The sequence below is a fragment of the Microbacterium sp. YJN-G genome (assembly GCF_015040615.1).
Lineage (GTDB): Bacteria > Actinomycetota > Actinomycetes > Actinomycetales > Microbacteriaceae > Microbacterium.
Genome location: NZ_CP060402.1, coordinates 955,026 through 974,968, shown reverse-complemented (window position 1 = coordinate 974,968; position 19,943 = coordinate 955,026). Strand labels below are relative to the sequence as shown.

Genomic DNA, 19,943 nt, shown 5'->3' with positions numbered 1-19,943 from the left:
ATCAGAACCCATCCTATGCGGCTGACATGCGCGTCGGCTGGACGATGGACACCCGTCACGCCCCGAGAACGCGCTCCAGATGCCGATTGCCGAACAGGCGCTGCGGGTCGAGCCGATCGCGCAGTGCGATGAAGTCGTCGAAGCGCGGGTAGCGCTCGCGCAGCCGGGCGGCATCGAGTCCGTGCAGCTTGCCCCAGTGCGGCCGTCCGCCGTGTCGCAGCATGACCTCCTCGACCGCGTCGAAGTACTCGCGCGGATCGACCCGCCAGTAGCGGTGCACGGCGATGTAGGCGGTGTCGCGGCCCGACGCCGTCGAGAGCCACAGGTCGTCGGCGGCCGCGAAGCGCACCTCGACGGGGAACTCGATGCGCCAGCCGCGGTCGGAGATCAGCCGGCGCAGCTCATCGAAGGCCGGCACGACGTTCTCGGCGGGGATGGCGTACTCCATCTCGCGGAACCGCACCGTGCGGCGCTGGGTGAGCACGGCGTGCGACCGGTCGGTGTACTCCCGGTCGCCGGTGAGCCCGACCGCGAGCCGGTTGAACGGCGGAGTGATCGCCGGCAGGGCCCGCGAGATTCCGCACACCGCACGGAACACGCCGTTCGAGAGCAGCGTCTCGTCGACCCAGCGGCTCACCGGCGGCAGCGGCTCGCGCCGCGCCGACTCGGGAAGCCTGGTCTGCCGCTTGGTCAGGGCCACATCGGTGTGCGGGAACCAGTAGAACTCGAAATGATCGGATGCCGCGGCCCGGCCGTGCACGTCGGCGAGCACCTCGTCCAGCGGCGCGGGCTCGTCGACAGCGTGCAGGATGAAGGCGGGGACGCACTGCAGGGTGACCTCGACGACGACGCCGAGTGCACCGAGGCCGATGACAGCCCCGGGCAGCAGTTCGGGGTTGTGCGTCTCGTCGATGCGCAGGAACTCGCCTTCGGCGGTGACCAGGGTGAGTCCGCGCACCTGGGTGGCGATGCCGCCGAATCCCGTGCCGGTGCCGTGCGTGCCGGTCGAGATGGCGCCCGAGATCGACTGCCGGTCGATGTCGCCGAGGTTCTGCATCGCGAGCCCGTAGGGCTTCAGCAGCGCCGGGATCCGGTGCAGCCGGGTACCGGCCAGCAGCGTGACCCGTCCCGTGTTCGCATCGGCCGAGACGAGCCCCTGCAGGTCGTCGAGCTCGAGCAGCACACCGGGGGCGACGGCGATGCCGGTGAAGCTGTGCCCGGCGCCGACCGCCTTGACGGTGAAGCCCTGCGCGGCTGCTGCCAGGATGGCGCGCTGCACGCCCTCCGGCGAGCGGGGGCGCTCCACGCGCATGGGACGCACGGATGCCGAGCGCCCCCAGTTCTGCCAGGTGCCGCCTGGTCGTGTCATAGGAAGGCCTTCCCCTCACCACGGTAAGTGGGCAGCTCGCCGACGACCTGACCGTCCGAGACCAGGTGGTAGCGGTCGATGTGCTCGGCGGGTTCGCCGCTCTTGGCATGACGGAACCAGACCCGGTCCCCCACGCGCAGGTCGCGGGCGGCGCGGCCCTGCAGCGGGGTCTGCACTTCGCCCGCCGCTTCGCGCGGCAGGGTGCGCAGCTGCGCTGGCCATACCGGCTCGGGCTGTCGTGAGGTCAGTGCGGGGCCGGAGGCGATCCATCCGCCGCCGAGCACCGTGGCGATGTCGGGTGCGGGCCGGCGAACGACGTCGAAGGCGAAGCCGGTGGCGGGCGCCGGTGTGAAGGAGCGGTAGCCGTCGAAGAGGTGCCCGGCGAGCAGGCCGCTGCCTGCCGTCGCCTCGGTGAGCGATTCGTCGCTGCCGGTGAACTCGAGCGAGCCGGTGCCGCCGCCGTTGAGGAACTCCAGCGAAGCGATCCCGAGCATGGCCTCGGCGATCTCGGCGCGGCGCTGGCGCAGCTCATCGCGCGACCGAGCCTGCACCATCCGGATGACGGGCGCGTCGGCGCCGGCGGCATCCCCCTGACCGGCGATCTGCGCCTCGTACATCTGCAGACCCACGAGGCGGAACCCGGGGCGGCGGACGACCCGCCTCGCGAACCCGGCGACGTCGGCGGCCGTGAACAGCGGCGAGCGGCGCACGCCGATGTGGCCGAGCGTGCGGCTGCGCAGCGAGGCGTCGACGTCGATCGCGACCCGGATCTCGGGCCGCACTCCCGGCGCGGCGACGGAATCGATCAGGTCGAGGTGGGTCTCGTCGTCGATCATGAGGGTGATCCGCGACGCGAGCCGCTCATCGGCAAGAAGACGCGTGAGGCCGGCGCGATCGGCTGTCGGGTAGCCGAGCACGATGTCGTCGTGATCCTCGGCCAGCCAGAGCGCCTCCGCCAGCGTGAAGGCGAGGAGTCCGCGGAACCCCGGGATCGTGAGCACGGCGTCGAGCACCGCCCGCACGCGCACCGACTTGGTGGCGACGCGGATCGGGATGCCGCCGGAGCGCACCAGCAGGTCCATCGCGTTGTGCCGCAGCGCCTCGCGGTCGATCACGGCGACCGGTGCCGGAAGATGCGCGGTGGCCTCGGTGAGAGAGCCCCAGTAGCGGCGCGGGTCGAGCCACGCGGCATCGCGCGACGAAGAGGCGGGGCCCTGTTCCACGGTGAGGTCGAGCACTCCCCCACCCTACGACCTCCGCCCCGCCCTTCATCCCGGCACGCTGACGCTCGCTAGGCTGGGGCTCGCGGGCCCCCATAGCCCAACGGCAGAGGCAGGCGTCTTAAACACGCTTCAGTCCGGGTTCGAATCCCGGTGGGGGCACGAGACATCATCAGCCATCGACTCCCTGGAGCGCGACGGCCGCACCGGCCCGCATCCCGACGAGTTCAACGCGGCGTGACGCCTTCCGGCACAGCGAAGGGCCCGACCGAGATCAGATCTCGGTCGGACCCTTTCAGCTGCTGTGGCTCAGGCCTTGGCTTCAGCGGTCTCCTCTGCGGGAGCCTTCTTCGCGGGCGCCTTCTTGGCGGGCGCCTTCTTCGCGGCGGGCTTCACGGCATCCGTCTTGACGGCGCCGGACTCCGTGCGCTTCTCCTTGACGTCGGCAGCGGTCTCGGACTTCGCCGGCGTCTTGTCGGCCGGCGACGGCACGGCCGGGGCAGCCGGGGCTGCGGGCGCGGCGGCCGGACGCGGACGGGCGGCGAACTCCTCGAACACGTAGCGCGGGTTCTGCACGGTCTGCAGGTTCACGATGTCGCGGCCGAGCCACAGGTTGTTCCACCAGCCGCCGAACACGCGGAACTTGCGCTCCCAGGTCGGCATCGCAAGGCCGTGGTAGCCGCGGTGCGCGACCCAGGCGAGGAAGCCCTTGATCGCGAGCTTGCCCGACTGGAACACGCCGTTGTAGAGGCCGAGGCCGGCCACGGCGCCGAGGTTCTTGTGGAAGTAGTCCTTGGTGCCCTCGCCGCGCAGCACGGCGACGAGGTTCTTGGCGAGCAGCTTCGCCTGACGCACCGCGTGCTGGGCGTTCGGCACGCAGTAGCCGCCGACGCCGCCACCCGAGAGGTCGGGAACGGCCGAGACGTCACCGGCGGCCCATGCGCCCTCGACGGGCTGCTCGGCCGTACCGACGCGCAGGTCGGCGCGGGTCTGGATGCGGCCGCGCTCCTCGACGGGCAGGTCGCCGCCGCGCACGACGGTCGGGTTGGCCATGACGCCCGCGGTCCAGACGATGAGATCGGTCGGGATGACCTGGCCGGTGGAGAGCTCGACGTTGCCGTCGACCGCGCCGGTGACCTGGGTGTCGAGGTGCACGTTGGCGCCGCGCTTGGCGAGGTCCTTGAGCACCCACTCGCTGGTCGGCAGCGAGACCTCGGGCATGATCCGGCCCATCGCCTCGATCAGGTGGAAGTGCGTGTCATCGAACGAGAGCTGCGGGTACTTCGAGATGAGGGACGAGGCGAGCGAGCGGAGCTCGGCGAACACCTCGATGCCTGCGAAGCCACCGCCGACCACGACCGTGGTCAGCAGGCGGTCACGCTCAGGGCCCGCGGGCACGGAGGCAGCCTTGTCGAAGTTCGACATCAGCTTGTCGCGGACGGCGACGGCCTCTTCGATGGTCTTCAGCCCGATCGCGTTGTCGGCGATGCCGGGGATCGGGAAAGTGCGCGAGACGGCACCGGCGGTGACGACGATCTGGTCGTACGCGAACTCGTACGGGTCGCCGACCGGCGGGGTGATGGTCGCCACCTTGTTGGCGTGATCGATGCCGGTGATCTTCGCCGTGATCACATTGGTGCGCTTGAGGTGACGACGGTGGGCGACCACGGCGTGGCGCGCCTCGATCGAACCGGCAGCGACCTCGGGCAGGAAGGGCTGGTACGTCATGTACGGCAGCGGATCCACCATCGTGACGTCGGCCTCACCTCGTCGAAGGTGCTTCTCGAGCTTCCATGCGGTGTAGAAACCTGCGTAGCCTCCACCGACAATCAGAATGCGGGGTGCAGTGCTGTTCTGAGGCACAGGGGGACAACTCCTCGTCGTCAGGGTGTGGGAGTGCGTCGACCGCGCTCCGTTCGGATGCGCCGGGCAGCTGCGGTGACGCCAAGCGCTATCAGAGTACCAGGCACCGTGAGTGCCAAGAGCGGCAGGGTACCGTACCTCAGGCTCTCCTCTGAGGGAAGAAGCGGTGAACCCTTCTCCCGCGGCGGATCGGCGGCCGGCAGCGGCGGCACCGCGATCGGTGTCGCCGACGTGTCGGGAGCGGGTTCGGTGGGCGAATCGGCGCGGCGGTGCAGCCGGATCCACTCCTTCAGATCGCCCATCGGGTTCTGCTTCACCGCGGGCACGGATGCTGTGACCGCTGCGTGCGCGTCCAGGAGCCCGTAGCCGTAGAGCACGTCGGGGGTGCTGCGCATGTCGGGCACCGGGATGGCGGTGCGGATGAGCCGGTTGATGACATTCGCGGCATCCAGATCCGGATGCGCCGAGCGCACCAGCGCCGCGGCGCCCGCGACGATCGGCGCCGCACCGCTGGTGCCGTTCCAGGGCACCAGCGTGCCGTCGGCCGACATCCCCAGCAGCGACTCACTGGGGGCGGAGATCCCGATCGTGATGCCCTGTGTCGACGCTTCACGGCTCGCGGTGCCGGTCTGATCCACGCCTCCCACGGTCAGCACTCCGGGGATGGTCGCGGGTGCGCCGACGATCGTGGTGCCGCTGCCGCGGTTCCCCGCGGCGACGATCACGACGACGTCGTGCTCGAACGCGTACAGGAACGCCTCGTCCCAGCTTCTGTCCCAGTCGAGCGTGTTGGTGGTGAACGAGAGGTTGATGATGTCGGCGCCGTGGTCGACCGACCAGCGGATGGCCTCGGCGACCTGTTCGGTGAACGGCACGGACGCGGATGCTCCGAAGCCGAGCGACACCGAGAGGAGCTTCGCCTCCGGCGCCACCCCGATCATGCCGGTGCCGTCGGGGTTGCCGCGTCCGGCCGCCAGTGATGCGACCCAGGATCCGTGGTTGCTGTCGACCGGGCCGACCGGCGTGCGGCCGTCGGGGCTGCCGTTGCCCGACACGTCGGTGCCGTCTACGACGGCGCCCTTGAAGGTGACCGGGGGCTTGCCGATGCCGGTGTCGATCACGGCGATCGTGACGCCGGCGCCGCGGGTGACGTGCCAGGCGTCACGGATGCGCGCCCCGTCCAGCCAGTACTCCTGTGCCCGGACCGGGTCGGCCGGGTCATCCGGGATCGGCAGCGGGGTCGGCGTCGGCGAGGGGGTCGTCGCGGTCTGGACGGCGGCGGATGCCGGTGGCGCGGCGGTCGCCGGCATGGCCGCGAGAAGCACGGATGCCGCCATCGCCGTCGACACGGCGATGCCCGACAGCATCCGGCGCGAGCTCATCCCCCGGTGCTCCCCGCGCGGGCCGCTCCCGGGTCGGTGCACGCGCAGCGCTCCGGAGACCAGCTCGAGCGGGCGAGGGCGGCGTCGCCGATCGGGTTCACACCGGGGCCCGCGGCGAGCGCGTGGCCGGCCAGGGCGTGCAGGCACTTGACGCGGGTGGGCATGCCGCCGGCGGAGATGCCGTCGATCTCGGGCACGTCTCCGAACTGGGCACGATCGGCCAGGTAGGCGTGGTGGGCTGCCTGGTAGGCCTCGGCGACCGTGGCATCCTCCTCGAGCAGTGCCGCGAGCTCGGGCATGACCTGGGTCGCCTCGAGCGTCGACATCGCCGCGGTCGCGGCGGGGTGCGTCAGGTAGTAGAACGTCGGGAACGGCGTGCCGTCCGCCAGCCGCGGAGCGGTGGCCACGACTGTCGGGTTGCCGCAGACGCAGCGGGCGGCGATGCCGACGACACCGCGGGCCTCGCGGCCCAGTTGCTGCGAGACGACGTCGATCTCGGCGGGGGTCGGCGTCTCGTAAGGCGGTCTCGTCACACCTCCAGCGTAGAGGCCGCGACCTGAGCGAAGGCTCAGGGCACCGCGCGGCGGTCAGTCCGCCGGCGCCTCGATGGCGTTCTTGGCGAGCCCGGCCGCGGTGAGGCTGCGCAGCAGCTGCGGCATCCAGTCCGAGGGCCGCTCGCGGATCTCATCGCTCACCTCGCGCTGCTCGGGCGGGATGTCGGCGGGATCCAGGTCGTTGTCCACCAGATAGACCACGGCTCCCGGCTTGATGTAGTACAGCCGTTCACGCGCCTGCGTGGTGATGTAGGCGGGGTCGTCCCAGCGCACGCGCTCCTGCTCGAGCTCGGCGATCTGCTCCTTCGTGAGCTGCACGGACTGCTCGAGGGCGGCGATCTTCTGACGCTGGTCGAGGTAGGTGCCGATGGAGGGCACCAGCACCCAGGTGCCGAGGATGACCAGCGAGAGCATGATCACCGCGAAGGTCGACAGCCGGATGCCGCCCGTCCATTCGCGCACATCGACGGAGCGGGTGCCCGCAGCGCTGCGGCGCGCGGAACCTGCCGGGCGGGCAGGGCGGTCGGAGCCGCCCGCGGCCGGGCCACGGGACGGCGAAGGGGGAGCCGGTCGTCGTGCCATGCTCCCCCTCCTTCGTGTCTCGTCCGGGTGTCGGTGTTCCCGGATCAGCCCTTGAAGCGCGGGAATGCGGAAGCGCCGGCGAACACCGCGGCGTCTCCCAGCTCCTCCTCGATGCGCAGAAGCTGATTGTACTTCGCGACGCGCTCACTGCGAGCGGGCGCACCGGTCTTGATCTGACCCGCGTTGGTGGCGACGGCCAGGTCGGCGATCGTGGTGTCCTCGGTCTCGCCCGAACGGTGCGAGAGCATCGCCGTGTAGCCCGAGCGCTGCGCGAGGCTGACCGCGTCGAAGGTCTCGGTGAGCGTGCCGATCTGGTTCACCTTCACCAGCAGCGAGTTGGCGACGCCGCGCTGGATGCCGTCGCCGAGGCGCTGCGGGTTGGTGACGAACAGGTCGTCGCCGACCAGCTGCACCTTGCTGCCGAGCGCATCGGTGAGCTGCTTCCAGTTGTCCCAGTCGTCCTCGGCGAGGGCGTCCTCGATGGTGACGATCGGGAAGTCCGAGACCAGGCCCTGGTAGTACTCGATCAGCTCGGGACCGGTCCAGTCCTTGTTGTCGAGACGGTAGACGCCGTCCTTGAAGAACTCGGTGGCGGCGACGTCGAGGCCGAGGGCGATGTCCTTGCCGGGGGTGAAGCCGGCCTTCTCGATCGCCTTGATGAGGAACTCGAGGCCCTCGCGGTTGCTGGGCAGGTCGGGTGCGAAGCCGCCCTCGTCGCCGAGGCCGGTGGCGTAGCCGGCGGCCTTGAGCTCGCTGCGCAGCACGTGGTAGGTCTCGACGCCCCAGCGCAGGGACTCGGAGTAGGTGTCGGCACCGATCGGCGCGAGGAAGAACTCCTGCATGTCGATGCCGTTGTCGGCGTGCTCGCCGCCGTTGATGACGTTGAACAGCGGAACGGGCAGCAGGTGCGCGTTCGGTCCGCCCAGGTAGCGGAACAGGGGCAGGTCGGCCGAGTCGGCCGCGGCCTTGGCGACGGCGAGGCTGACGCCGAGGATGGCGTTGGCGCCGACGCGCTTCTTGTTGTCGGTGCCGTCGACCTCGTTCAGGATCTCGTCGACGACGCGCTGCTCGCTGGCTTCGACGCCCTCGATGGCGGGGCCGAGCTCGTCGATGACGGCCTCGACGGCCTTGAGCACGCCCTTGCCGCCGTACCGGCTCTTGTCGCCGTCGCGCAGCTCGTACGCCTCGAACGCGCCGGTGGACGCGCCGGAGGGAACGGCGGCGCGCTGCACGATGCCGTCATCGAGGAGCACCTCCACCTCGACGGTCGGGTTGCCCCGCGAGTCCAGAATCTCGCGTGCGCCTACTGCCTCGATAAGTGCCACAGATGTGCTCCTTGCTCAGAGAGGAAAGGGTATGTGGAGCGACGTCGATCCGTGCGCCAGTCTAGCCGTGCCCTTCGACAGGCTCAGCGATCCATGGTTGCTGAGCCGGGCCCACGCGCCCCGGAGGCTCCGCGCGACGCGAACGGCGGGGGGAGTGGGGGGGGGATCGAAGCATCAGACGACGAGTGCGATCGCCATGCCGTCCCAGCCCTTGATCCCAACGGTCTGCAGCGCCGTGGCGTCGAAGCGCGGGTCCTCACCCAGCATCCGCAGCCCGTCGCGCGTGCCGATGACCTTCGTGTCCTTCGTGTTCTCGTCGACGATCTCGCCGTCGCGGCCGACATTGTCGACGACGATGACGGTGCCGGGATGCCCGAGCCGCGCCGCCCAGTCGAGGTAGACGGTGTTGGATTCCTTGTCGGCGTCGATGAAGACGAGGTCGAATCCGCCGACGAGAGTGGGCAGCACGTCGGCTCCGCGGCCGATCCGGATGTCGACGCGGTCGCCGACCCCGGCCGCGTCGATGCTCTCCCGGGCGATGGCGGCGTTGCCCGCCTCGGCCTCGATCGTCACGACACGCCCGCCGTCTCCGACGGCCCGGGCCATCCAGATCGTCGAGTACCCGCCCAGGGTGCCGATCTCGAGCACGCGGCGTGCACCGCTGATCCGCACCAGCAGGTTCAGCAGCTTGCCCGCGACCGGCGCGACCTCGATCTCGGGCATGCCCGCTTCCCGCTGCGCGGCCAGCGCCGCCTCCAGTGCGGGGTCGTCACCGACCAGGACGTCTGCGAGGTACTCGTCGGCGGCGCGCCAGGCGCGCGGGGTGGATTCTACCATGCCCTCAGCCAACCGCGACGCCCGCGCACCCGTCAAGGGTTCGCGGCGGGCGGCGCGGCAGGGTCGGCGAGCTGCGGCTGGCGGCGGAACTGGCCGGCGAGGGCGAGGATCGCGATGGCGACGGCGCAGACGATCCAGCCGGCGACGCCGAGTGGTCCGGCCAGTGCCGGGTCGACGGTGCTGCCCGCCGCGTGGAACAGCATCACCATGCCCGCGGCGGCGTTGATCGCGCCGTGCGCGAACACGGCGGGCCACACGGATGCCGAGCGCAGGCGCAGCCATCCCAGCAGCACGCCCCAGCCGATGCAGCCGACGGTCATGACGAGCACGCCGGTGATGTCGGTGCGCCCGAAGTTGTGCCCGAGCAGGATGACCGGCGTGTGCCACAGGCCCCAGATCGCCCCGCTGAGCAGCAGTGCGGACCAGGTGCCGAGCGGTCGCAGCGCGGGCACGAGGAAGCCGCGCCAGCCGAGTTCCTCGCCGAACGCGAACAGCGCGTTCAGCGTGGCGCCCACCACGGGGATCGAGATCAGCTGCAGCGCGATGATCAGCTGCACGGGCGGCGCCGGCACGCCGTCGGGCGTCGTCGCCTCGAGCGCGCCGGCGAAGCCGGAGAAGCCGGTCAGGTCGGCCTGCACCCAGCCGAGGGCGATCGCGAGGAACGCCGACAGCGCGATCAGCACGATCGGGCCGAACAGCCCGATCAGCGACATCCCGATCACCCGCCTGGCGGGGCGCAGCGGCCACACGCCGAGGAACCGCAGTCGCCGGCCGCGCGGCAGCGGGCGCAGCACGAGCAGCACGATCAGCAGCGCCAGGGTCGGCGTCGTCATCATCAGCGGCAGGATCGCGAAGCTGAACGGCGCGGCCAGCCCGTCGCCCAGCCACAGCGGCAGCACCGCGAGCCATGCCAGCGCGAACGCCAGCATCACGAAGGCCACGACTGCCGCAGGTCGCACGCGCGTCACCGCGACGGCATCCGCGTCGTCGATCACCCGATCGGTCATGATCCCTCCCCGTCCGCCGCGGGCGCTCCCGCGGCCTTCCTGTCCTTGAGCGCCAGCAGCACGGCTGCGGCTTCATCCGCGCCGTCCACGGTGACCACGAACACGCGTCCGTCGCTCCCGGTGATCTGCAGCGCGTCGCCACGCCGCAGCACGACCCCGCGCCGGCCGTCGAGGCTGTGCCGCCAGCCCCAGCCGCCGAACTCCGCGAACGGGTCGAGCGGCACGACCGTGACTGCTGCGACGAACTCCAGAGGGATGCGCGTGTCGGGCCAGCCCACCAGCGACCGCACCCGCAGCCCCGCCTCGCTCACGGTGACGCGGAACACGAGCGTGATCGCCAGCAGGAACAGCATGAACGCGGCGACGCCGAGCAGCATCCATCCGACCGCCTGCCCCATGGCGAGGGTGACCAGGGCGGTGATGACGATGACGCCGGTGACGACGCCGATGACGATGCGGGCGGGCAGCGCCGTGGAGACCGTGCCGAACCAGACGGCGCGCTCGTTCGCCCCCAGCGGGACGGCGACGATCGGATGCTGCGCCGCCGGCACGGCGGCGACCGACGGCTGCGCGAACCAGGCGACCAGCCCGATGACCACGCCGATCCCGAGCGCCAGCAGCACCCATGCGGTCACATCCTGCACGTCGCTCGCGTCGTCCAGCCCGCGCTGGGCCCCCGCGATCGCGACCGCGAGAACGGCGAGCATCCCGCTCATGCCGGGCGCCATCGCGCCCAGGAACCGCGAGGTCGCGGGCCAGCCGCGTGCCGCCGTCCGGCGCGTGGTGATGAGCACCGTGGCCGCCATCGCGCCGGCGATCACGAGCCCCAGCACGGGAAGGAGCAGCACCGTCCACCGGGGCGCGAAGGCATCCGCCCCGCCCGGGCCCCAGTGCGAGGCGATCGGGTCGGGCAGCACGGGCATCCACGAGGCGAGCACGGCGAGCGCGGCCACGAGCAGGATGACCGGTGCGATCACGCCGGCCCAGACGTATGCGGTCCGCGCGCGGCGGATGTCGGATGCGCTGTGGTTCATGAGTCCTGTCCTCGAGTGTCGGATTCCTGGATGAGGGCGGCCAGCGCCGTGGCTGACAGGCCGAGGGATGCCGCGCGGTCGACGAGTGCGTGGATGTCCTCGCGCAGTTCGACCAGTGCGCCGGCCGACGCGGACACGACCGCCCCGCGTCCGCGGCGCAGGTCGATCAGTGCGTCGTCGCGCAGCTGCTGGTAGGCGCGCAGCACCGTGTGGACGTTGACGTCGATCGCCTCGGCCACCTCGCGTGCCGCGGGCAGCCGGTCGCCCGGCCGCAGCCGGCCCGCGAGCACTTCGCCGCGCACGGATGCCGCGATCTGCTCGAAGAGCGGTCGCGGACTGTCTGCATCCACTCGGATCAGCATGTGCACCTCCCTGCGTGATTATTCTATTACAACTAGATCAATCAGGGAAGTCGGAACCCGCGCTGCGGCGCGCGGCACGAATCAGCCGGCGATGACCTGGCGCTGCTCGCCGAGTCCCTCGATGCCGAGTTCGACGACGTCGCGGGGCGCGAGGTACGGGAACCGGCCCGACAGTGCCACGCCCTCGGGCGTGCCGGTATTGATGAGGTCGCCCGGCTCGAGCGCCATGTACTGCGAGATGTGCCAGACCAGGGTGGGGACGCTGAAGATCAGGTCGGCCGTGTTCGAGTCCTGCCGCTTCTCACCGTTGACGCGCGACCACAACCGCAGCGCATCGGGGGTGGCGATGTCGGCGAGCGGCACCAGTGCAGGGCCCAGCGGATTGAACGAAGGGCCGGACTTGCCCTTGGACCACTGCCCTCCCGACTCGGCGACCTGCCAGTCGCGCTCGCTCACGTCGTGACTGACGGCGAATCCGGCGATGGCGTCGGTCGCATCGTCCGGCGAGGCGAGGCGGTGGATGCGGCGCGCGATCACCACACCGAGCTCGACCTCCCAGTCGAGCTTCTCGGCACCGGCCGGGAACGGCACGTCGTCGTAGGGACCGACCACGGTGTTCGGGTGCTTGAAGAAGATGATCGGCACCTCGGGCGGTGAGTCGCCCGACTCGGCGGCGTGCGCCGCATAGTTCTGCCCCACGCAGATCACCGCGGTCGGGCGCGCGATGGGCGCCCCCACACGCAGGGCACCGGCACCATCGAGCACGGGGAGTCCCGGCGCCGCAGCGCGAGCCCGGGCGATCCCGTCATCCTGCAGGAAGGCACCATCGATGTCGGAGGTGAGCGGGCGCAGATCGCGGATGATCCCCTCGTCGTCGCGGAGGGCGGGGATCTCGTGGCCGAGGGGGCCGAGGCGGAGGAGGTGCATGACGGTGTCCTTGTCGTTAGGGCGGGTTCGCAGGCGGATAGGAGTCGCGGGCGTTGAGGTCGCGAGCGGAGAGGGGTCGCGAGCGGCGAGGCTCACGAGCGGCGAGGTCCGTGGACGAGTCCGGTGACGGGTGGCGGGTGGCAGCGGCGGAGGCGAATGACTGCCGGCGCGGCCGTCAGCGCGGGATCACCGCGACGGCCTCCCGCCGTCCGCTGCGCGCGGAGCGCAGCACCGACTCGATGCCGGCGACGGCTGCCGCGGCCGGCCAGATCGGGGCGGGGTTCATGGCGGCGCCGTCGAGCACGTCGAGCAGCGCGCGCACCGGCGCGTCCGCCGGGTACGGCCGCTCCGCGTGCGTCGGCGCAACCCGCCGGGAGACGCCGCCCTGGCCGTCGAGGCGCGCTGTCGAGAGCAGCAGATCATGCTCGACGATGCCGTACTCTCCGATGTAGCGCACGACGTGCCGCATCGGCAGCCCCGCCGGCAGCGCCCCGGTCGAGGCTGCGGCGCCCGTGACGCCGCCGTCGAGCCGGAACGCCACGGCGTCGTCGACGTCGACGGCGCCACCGGCATCAGCGGTGAGCGCCGCGATCTCGGTGAACGCTCGTCCCGTGGTGTAGCAGATGGCCGCGAACGCGTGCGTGAGCTGGGTGGTCGCCTGACCCGCGCCGGATGCCGCCGAATACGCGCTGCGGGTGTCGCCTGCGTCGGCCTGTGCGTACCGGGCGCCCGCGCGCGAGGAGAACTCCACGATCACCTGGCGCAGTTCCCCGAGCTCTTCCTGCACCCATGACCTCGCGGCGAGCGCGGCCGGTGTGTACTGCGCGGTGTAGCCGACCAGCACCGGCACGCTCGCCAGGCCGGCTCGCGCGACGAGTGCGGTCGCCTCGGCCGAGTTGAGCGTGAGCGGTTTCTCGACGAGGGCGGCGACTCCGGCATCCAGCACGGCGGTGAGCAGCGGCGCGTGCGTCGTGTGCGGCGTGGCGATGACGACGGCATCCAGTCCACCGCGATCGAGGTGCGGCTGCAGCGACTCCGCCACGGGGGCGTCGAACCGCTCCCCCGCGTCCGCACGACGCGCGGGATCGGCGTCGACGATCACGGCGATCTCGGCGCGGGGGTCGCTCGCGAGGGCGGGCAGGTGGTGCCGCGACGCCCAGTCGCCTGCCCCGACGACGGCGATCCGGTAGGTCATGCGTGCCTCCTGCTCAGGAGCCGGTGTGCGGTCGCGCCCATGATCGCCTCGGATGCCGATGCACCCCGTGCCCCCACGGCGTCGCGCACGAGTCCGAGAGCACGGTCGATGCCGACGCCGTGCTCGGGTGAGACGGGAAAATCCGATCCCCACGCGACCCGGTCGGGTCCGAAGGCTTCGACCACTGCACGCAGACGCTCGACGCCCGCCGGATACGGCGGCGCACCGGACGGGTCGATGTAGGCGAAGCCCGATGCCTTGACGATGATGCTCGGCACCTCCGCCAGCGCGAGCAGTCCGTCGAGTTCACGCTGATCCCGCACCAGGCCGAGGTGGTGAAGCAGCACGGGCACCTCGGGGTGACGCTGCGCCCATCCCCCGACGGCCGCGTGCCAGGCGGGAGGGGCGTGCAGGCTGAGCAGCATCCGCCGTTCCGTCAGTGCGGCTCCGGCTGCATCGGCCTCCGGCGAGGCCATCCAGTCGTCCGTCTCGTCGGCGAGGTAGTGGCTCACCCCGGCGAGCGCCGGAGCGTCGGGAAGGGCCCGGATGCGGTCGGCCATGCGACCGTCGTGGTGCGTCGCGCTCCATTTCGAGTCGACGTCGGCGACGACGGAGAACGATCCCGGATGCCGGCGGGCGGCCTCGAGCGCGTAGGCGTTGTCGTCGATCGGCGGGTCGCCGATGCCGGCGGCGACGATGAGCGCGTGGGAGATGCCGGCCGCCGTCATCGTCTCGCGGAGCCGCTCGGCAGAGCCGTGGCGGTGCACGTCGATGGGCGGCGCGTCTGCGGCGCGAGCGTACGGCCAGCGCGGCCAGCAGTGGCAGTGCGTGTCGACGATCACGCGAGCCCCACCTCGGCGGGGCCGATCCCCACTCCCGGCGCTTCGCCGGGCACGGGAACGCTCGTCGTGCCGTCGATGCCGACCAGCAGTTCGAGCCAGACGCCGGGGCCGAAGGCGCTCACTAGGTGCAGCGCCCAGGGTTGCAGTGCCGCGGCGTGCGGGGCGAACAGCATCCCGGCGTCGACCGCCTGGCGCCCGAGGGTGCGGGCGACGTCGATGCCGCCGCACCAGGTGACGTCGAACTGCGCGACGTCGACGCAGCCCTGTTCGATCAGCCGGCGTCCGTCGCGCAGGGTGAAGACGTGCTCGCCGGAGGCGATGCGCGGCGAGATCATCTCGCGCAGCATCCGGTGACCGTCGAGATCGAGCGGATGCAGCGGCTCTTCGATCCAGTCCAGCCCGAGGGGCGATGCCGCACGGGCGACCTGCCGCGTGAAGGCCACATCCCACGACATGAAGCAGTCGATGGAGAGCGGGATGTGCTCGGGGACGCGCTCGCGGGTCGCCTCGAGGTCGGCCACGACGCCCGAGACGGCACGCGGGCCGTCGGCCGGGCCCAGCCGGGCCGGGATCTTCACGGTGCGCGCGCCGGCGATCAGCTCGGGGTCGAGCAGGTCGAACACCGAGCGGTCCGGGACGGTCAGGTAGTACGGCGCCGGCTCCCCCGCCCCGCCCAGCATCCGCACGAGCGGCAGGCCCGCCGCGCGAGCGGCCAGGTCCCACAGCGCGAGCTCGACGGCAGCGACCCCCATGGACGCGATGCCGCCCGCAGCGTAGGGCTGGGTCGCGCGGCGCAACTCTTCCACCCGCTCCGCGATCGCCAGCGGATCGCGGTCGCGCAGCAGTTCGGCGAGGTGCCCGCCGATCAGCGCCTCGGTGACGCGGCCGCCGCGGGACTGCCCGATGCCCCACACCTCGGGGTCATCGGTTCGCACCAGCACCCACACGAGATCCGACCCCGGCCCGCGCCAGGTCGATCGCTGCTCGGCGTGGCGCGGGAATGCGCTCATCGGCGTCGAGATGCGCGTCTGGTCGAGTCGCGTTCCGCGGGTGAAGGGCGCAACGGCAGTCGTCACCTCGGTGATGCGCATCGGTGCTCCTCGCTGGGTCTGCTCGGACTTTACATCCTGACGACACCGTAGCGAGTTCCCGATCGTCGTTCAACTCATGGATTCCATGTTCAATATCTGGAACGGATGCCGCGCCCCCGGCGCGCGCGTCACCCGACGTTCACCGTCCGGTGGCACGATGGGCGAATGCCCCTCGCACGTCGCCTGAACCTCACCGATGCCGTCTCGATCGGGCTCGGCTCCATGATCGGGGCGGGTGTCTTCGCCGTCTGGGCGCCTGCGCTCGGCGCCGCCGGCTCGGGCATCCTGATCGCCCTCGCCGTCGCCGCGCTCGTCGCGTTCTGCAACGCGACCTCCTCGGCACAGCTGGCCGCCGTGCACCCGGTCGCCGGCGGCACCTACGCCTACGCGCGGGCCGAGATCGGGCCGTGGTCGGGGTTCATCGCCGGCTGGTGCTTCGTGATCGGCAAGATCGCCAGCTGCGCGGCCATGGCCATGACCTTCGCCGCGTACGCCGCACCCGAGCAGTGGCGCACGCCGGTGGCCGTCGCCGCGGTCGCGGCGCTGGCGACCGTGAACTGCTTCGGCGTGACCCGCACGGCGCTGCTCACCCGCATCCTGGTCTTCTTCTCGCTGCTCGGCCTCGCCATCGTCATGGTGGCGGGCTTCTCGACGACGCCCGGGGCCTCACCCGCTCCCCTGCCCGACGCGACCGCCTACGGCGTGCTGCAGGGTGCCGGGCTGATCTTCTTCGCGTTCGCCGGTTACGCACGCATCGCGACGATGGGCGAAGAGGTCGTCGACCCGGCGCGAAACATCCCCCGCGCCATCGTGCTGGCGCTCAGCGGCGCCCTGGTCGTCTACGTGCTCATCGCGATCGTCGTGTGGCTGACGCTGGGCGGGGATGCCGTGGGCAGCGCGCACCCGGTCGCCGACGTCGCCGCGGCGGCGGGCTGGACCTGGGCGGCGCCGGTCGTGCGCATCGCCGCGGCCGCCGCGTCGCTGGGGGCGCTGCTGGCGCTGCTGACCGGCATCGGCCGCACGACGCTCGCCATGGCGCGCGAGGCAGACCTGCCGCGTTTCCTGTCGGTGATCGACGACCGCTGGCACGTGCCGCGCCGAGCGGAGATCGCCATCGCGCTCATCGTCATCGGGGTCGTGCTCGTCGCCGATCTGCGCGGCGCGATCGGCTTCTCGTCCTTCGGAGTGCTGCTGTACTACCTGCTGGCGAATCTGTCGGCGTTCCGCCAGCGCGGGGACGCGCGCCGTTACCCGCGTGCTCTGCAGGTGCTGGGTGCAGCCGGATGCGTGGTGCTCGTGGCGACCCTGCCGCCACTGGGCTCGCTGATCGGGGTCGGCATCGTGCTCGCGGGGCTCGGGTACCGGATGCTGCGCCTGCGCCTGCTCGCCACCCGGGCCTGACTCCCCGCCGAGCTCGCGGGTCAGCCTGCCAGGGCGCGTTCGACGGCCGGCAGCAGCGCCTCGGCGGTGCGCCGGTACCCCAGCGCACTGGGGTGGAAGCGGTCGAGGCTGAACATCTGCTCCGGCTCGTCGAGGAACAGCGGCCCGACGGCACGGCGCAGGTCGACGGATGCCGCGCCGGCGCGCGCCGCCCCCGCGGCCTGCGCGAGCGCGAGCCGCCTCGACAGGCGCGAGGCGAGCGAGCGCAGCGGCTGCGGCACCGGGCGCAGTGCGCCCAGATCCGGGCACGTGCCCACCACGACGTGCGCTCCCCGGTTCTGCAGCCGGACGATGGCACCGACCAGATGCCGCACGGATTCGGCGACCGGGATGCGGTGCGTGACGTCGTTCCCACCGACCACGATCACCGCCACCTGCGGGCGCTCGTCGTCGCCCAGGCGGTCGAGCTGACCGGGCAGGTCCGGCGACTCGGAGCCGACCACGGCGAGCGACCGCAGCCGTACCGGCCGGCCCGCGCGCTTCGCCAGGCTCTTCGCGAGCCGCCCGCCGAGAGTCTCCTTCGGGCGGGTGGCGCCGAGGCCCGCAGCGACCGAGTCGCCGAGGATCAGCAGGTCTATGGGCTCACCGGGCAGGCGCGGCCGCCACACCCGGTCGACGTCGAGCGCCTGCTCGCCGAGCGGCTTGCCGATGCGCCTGCGGGCGATCGACGCCTGCCGGCTCAGCCCCAGGCGGACGGCCGCCACGGCGGTGCCCAGCACCGCGGTCGTCACGAGCGCGGTGCGGATGCGGTTCACGCATCCGATCCCATCGCGCCGGCGTGAACCGCGCGTGAACGTCACGCGACCGTCCGGCGACAGTCGCTGACCCCGGGTGGGCCCGGGGTCGGTCCCGGGGTCCGCGGTATCAGGACAGCGGTATCAGGACAGCGGCTTGATCTCCGCGGCGCCGGGCCGGTCTCCCGCGCGCACCGACGCGAAACCCGTGTAACCGTCGGCGGCGGAGCGCTCCAGCAGCGCCTTCAGGTTCTTCGTGCGGCGCTCGAGCCGCACCCGGTCGGCGACGCCGTCACGCAGCAGAGCGGTCTTGTGCGCGAGCAGCTCGGCCACCGGCACGTCGGCGTCGTGGATGAGCACCACGGCGTTCGCCGAGGCCTGCTCCTGCTCGGCGACCAGGTCGACGATGCGCTCGAAGCCGATCGAGAATCCGACGGCCGGCACCTGCTGGCCCAGGAACCGTCCGATCATGCCGTCGTAGCGTCCGCCGCCGCCGAGCGAGTAGCCGACCGAGGGGTGTGCGAGTTCGAAGATCGTGCCGGTGTAGTAGCCCATCCCCCGCACGAGGAACGGGTCGTAGACGAGTGGCGGCTCCTCTTCCAGCTGGGCCCCTGCGCTGGGCCCACGCGCCCCCGAGGCTCCGGGCGACGCGGAGCGGCGGCTGGAGTGGGGCGTGGGGATCGAAGGGCGGGCGGCGGTGACGGCCTCACCCAGCGAGACCAGGTGCGCGACGATCTCGTCGGGCGCCCCCTCGGGCAGCGCCCTGCGGATCTGCGTCTCGCCGTAGGGGTGGTGCTCGAGGGTCTGCGGCCGGGTGAGGAAGGCCTCGAACGCGTCGACGGCCGTCGGGGTGACGCCGCGCTCGCGCAGCTCTGCGGCGACGCCGTCGGCGGCGATCTTGTCGAGCTTGTCGATCGTGATGAGCACGCCCGGGCGCTCGTCGGCGGTGAAGCCGAAGGAGTCGAGCATCCACTCCAGCGCGCGGCGATCGTTCACGCGCACGCTGCCGCCCTGCAGGCCCAACGCGTCGATCGTGTCGAGCGAGGCGACGATCAGCTCGGCCTCGGCGCGCGCGGACTCATCGCCCATGATGTCGATGTCGCACTGCACGAACTGTCGGTAGCGGCCCTTCTGCGGGCGCTCGGCGCGCCACACCGGGCCGATCTGGATCGCGCGGAACACGGTCGGCAGCTGACCGCGGTTGGTCGCGTAGAACCGCGCCAGCGGCACGGTCAGGTCGTAGCGCAGGCCCAGGTCGCTGAGGGCGGCGGGGTCGTCTGCGGCCGCGCGGATGCCGTCGGCATCCAGTCCCCGTCGCAGGATGTTGTACGAGAGCTTCTCGTTGTCGCCGCCGATGCCGGCGTGCAGGCGGTCGTACTCCTCGACGACGGGCGTCTCGATCTCGTCGAATCCGTGCGCGCGATAGCGGTCGCGGATGACGGCGAGCACACGCTCGCGACGGGCCTTGTCAGCGGGGAGGAAGTCGCGCATTCCGCGCGGCGGGTTCACGGTTGCCACCCGTCCATCTTTCCAGGTCTTGCAGGTATTCCTCACGGTATACTCGAAGTATGACCATGACGACGATCAAGGTCTCGACCGAGCTGCGGGACCTGCTGAAGGAGCAGGCCCGCGCCGAGAACCGCACGATCGGTGAGCAGTTGGCGTTCCTCGTGAATGCGCACCGCCGTGAGCAGGACTTCGCAGGGCTGCGCGAGGCGATGGCGCGCATGACGCCGGATGACTGGGCGGATTACCGCGAGGAGACCGCCTGGTGGGATGCCGCGCAGGGACCGATTCAGGACTGAGCACGGCCTATGACAGACCTGGTGCAGGGCGACATCGTCTGGATGACACCCGACGGCGCGATCGGCCGCGGGCAGAAAGGACGGCGACCGGCCGTCATCGTGGCGGGTAACGAATTCCTGGAGCTCGTCGATTCCCTGGCGTTTGTCGTGCCCGTCACGTCTCGCGACCGAAGGTGGCCGAATCACGTCCCGCTGCTCGGACTGCCGGGTCCGTCCTGGGCGATGACGGAACAGCTCCGCGTCATCTCGCGAGAGCGCCTGCACGGACGGATCGGCGCCGCCGATGAACTGGCGATGGACCGCATCCGGCACTGGTTGCGACGGTTTCTGGACCTGTGACCGAGTTCCCATTCCCGGATGCGGAATCCGGTGCG

20 protein-coding genes and 1 tRNA gene are annotated in these 19,943 nt (G+C 71.5%); 4 read left to right on the top strand and 17 right to left on the bottom strand.

Features of this window, described 5'->3' with window-relative positions:
* Positions 1-55: 55 nt before the first annotated feature.
* Positions 56-1,369, bottom strand: coding sequence for a D-arabinono-1,4-lactone oxidase (locus tag H7694_RS04505; RefSeq protein WP_193598351.1), 1,314 nt, complete (start codon positions 1,367-1,369; stop codon positions 56-58).
* Entirely contained in the window at positions 1,366-2,607 is a 1,242-nt protein-coding gene (locus H7694_RS04500; protein WP_193598350.1) for an alanine racemase, read from the bottom strand. Before H7694_RS04500 ends, H7694_RS04505 begins: the two co-directional genes overlap by 4 nt.
* Positions 2,608-2,678: 71 nt before the next feature.
* Here H7694_RS04500 and H7694_RS04495 point away from each other — a divergent pair.
* Positions 2,679-2,751, top strand: a tRNA-Leu gene (locus tag H7694_RS04495).
* 147 nt (positions 2,752-2,898) lie between these two features.
* Here the strand turns inward: H7694_RS04495 and H7694_RS04490 are convergent.
* The 13 genes from H7694_RS04490 to H7694_RS04430 all read right to left on the bottom strand — a co-directional run bounded on the left by H7694_RS04490 (position 2,899) and on the right by H7694_RS04430 (position 15,590).
* Positions 2,899-4,452 carry an NAD(P)/FAD-dependent oxidoreductase gene (locus tag H7694_RS04490; RefSeq protein WP_193598349.1) on the bottom strand — a complete coding sequence of 518 codons (1,554 nt, stop codon included), beginning with the start codon at positions 4,450-4,452 and terminating at the stop codon, positions 2,899-2,901.
* A 20-nt stretch (positions 4,453-4,472) separates the two neighbouring features.
* Positions 4,473-5,834: a S8 family serine peptidase gene (locus H7694_RS04485; protein WP_193598348.1), complete on the bottom strand. Its 1,362-nt coding sequence runs from the start codon at positions 5,832-5,834 to the stop codon at positions 4,473-4,475.
* Positions 5,831-6,367 carry a DUF501 domain-containing protein gene (locus H7694_RS04480; protein WP_193598347.1) on the bottom strand — a complete coding sequence of 179 codons (537 nt, stop codon included), beginning with the start codon at positions 6,365-6,367 and terminating at the stop codon, positions 5,831-5,833. Before H7694_RS04480 ends, H7694_RS04485 begins: the two co-directional genes overlap by 4 nt.
* A 54-nt stretch (positions 6,368-6,421) precedes the next feature.
* Positions 6,422-6,970 carry an FtsB family cell division protein gene (locus H7694_RS04475; RefSeq protein ID WP_193598346.1) on the bottom strand — a complete coding sequence of 183 codons (549 nt, stop codon included), beginning with the start codon at positions 6,968-6,970 and terminating at the stop codon, positions 6,422-6,424.
* Between the two features lie 44 nt (positions 6,971-7,014).
* Positions 7,015-8,295 (bottom strand): phosphopyruvate hydratase, encoded by a 1,281-nt coding sequence (gene eno, locus H7694_RS04470; RefSeq protein ID WP_193598345.1) that lies wholly within the window; start codon positions 8,293-8,295, stop codon positions 7,015-7,017.
* A 174-nt stretch (positions 8,296-8,469) separates the two neighbouring features.
* Complete coding sequence (locus tag H7694_RS04465; protein ID WP_193598344.1) at positions 8,470-9,132, bottom strand: O-methyltransferase; 663 nt, start codon at positions 9,130-9,132, stop codon at positions 8,470-8,472.
* Between the two features lie 32 nt (positions 9,133-9,164).
* Positions 9,165-10,139: a CPBP family intramembrane glutamic endopeptidase gene (locus tag H7694_RS04460; protein ID WP_193598343.1), complete on the bottom strand. Its 975-nt coding sequence runs from the start codon at positions 10,137-10,139 to the stop codon at positions 9,165-9,167.
* Positions 10,136-11,173 (bottom strand): DUF1648 domain-containing protein, encoded by a 1,038-nt coding sequence (locus H7694_RS04455; RefSeq protein ID WP_193598342.1) that lies wholly within the window; start codon positions 11,171-11,173, stop codon positions 10,136-10,138. Before H7694_RS04455 ends, H7694_RS04460 begins: the two co-directional genes overlap by 4 nt.
* The gene (locus H7694_RS04450; RefSeq protein WP_193598341.1) at positions 11,170-11,535 is read right to left on the bottom strand and encodes a GntR family transcriptional regulator; all 366 of its coding nucleotides are present in this window, start codon (positions 11,533-11,535) and stop codon (positions 11,170-11,172) included. Before H7694_RS04450 ends, H7694_RS04455 begins: the two co-directional genes overlap by 4 nt.
* Positions 11,536-11,616: 81 nt before the next feature.
* On the bottom strand, positions 11,617-12,462 hold the full coding sequence (locus H7694_RS04445; RefSeq protein WP_193598340.1) for a fumarylacetoacetate hydrolase family protein: 846 nt from the start codon (positions 12,460-12,462) through the stop codon (positions 11,617-11,619).
* A 175-nt stretch (positions 12,463-12,637) separates the two neighbouring features.
* Entirely contained in the window at positions 12,638-13,657 is a 1,020-nt protein-coding gene (locus H7694_RS04440; protein WP_193598339.1) for a Gfo/Idh/MocA family protein, read from the bottom strand.
* Positions 13,654-14,499 (bottom strand): amidohydrolase family protein, encoded by an 846-nt coding sequence (locus H7694_RS04435; RefSeq protein ID WP_193598338.1) that lies wholly within the window; start codon positions 14,497-14,499, stop codon positions 13,654-13,656. The genes H7694_RS04440 and H7694_RS04435 overlap by 4 nt, the downstream gene beginning before the upstream one ends.
* Positions 14,496-15,590 carry an enolase C-terminal domain-like protein gene (locus H7694_RS04430; RefSeq protein WP_193598337.1) on the bottom strand — a complete coding sequence of 365 codons (1,095 nt, stop codon included), beginning with the start codon at positions 15,588-15,590 and terminating at the stop codon, positions 14,496-14,498. The genes H7694_RS04435 and H7694_RS04430 overlap by 4 nt, the downstream gene beginning before the upstream one ends.
* 165 nt (positions 15,591-15,755) lie before the next feature.
* On the opposite strand from H7694_RS04430, the gene H7694_RS04425 reads away from it, so the two are divergent.
* On the top strand, positions 15,756-16,991 hold the full coding sequence (locus H7694_RS04425) for an APC family permease (protein WP_193598336.1): 1,236 nt from the start codon (positions 15,756-15,758) through the stop codon (positions 16,989-16,991).
* Positions 16,992-17,011: 20 nt separating this feature from the next.
* Here the strand turns inward: H7694_RS04425 and H7694_RS04420 are convergent, their stop codons facing one another.
* On the bottom strand, positions 17,012-17,785 hold the full coding sequence (locus tag H7694_RS04420) for an SGNH/GDSL hydrolase family protein (protein ID WP_227468286.1): 774 nt from the start codon (positions 17,783-17,785) through the stop codon (positions 17,012-17,014).
* Positions 17,786-17,908: 123 nt separating this feature from the next.
* Positions 17,909-19,255 (bottom strand): histidine--tRNA ligase, encoded by a 1,347-nt coding sequence (locus H7694_RS04415; RefSeq protein ID WP_193599071.1) that lies wholly within the window; start codon positions 19,253-19,255, stop codon positions 17,909-17,911.
* 77 nt (positions 19,256-19,332) lie between these two features.
* Between H7694_RS04415 and H7694_RS04410 the strand changes: the two genes are divergently transcribed.
* Entirely contained in the window at positions 19,333-19,569 is a 237-nt protein-coding gene (locus H7694_RS04410; RefSeq protein ID WP_193598335.1) for a hypothetical protein, read from the top strand.
* Positions 19,570-19,578: 9 nt separating this feature from the next.
* Entirely contained in the window at positions 19,579-19,908 is a 330-nt protein-coding gene (locus H7694_RS04405) for a type II toxin-antitoxin system PemK/MazF family toxin (protein WP_193598334.1), read from the top strand.
* The last annotated feature ends 35 nt before the right edge of the window (positions 19,909-19,943 follow it).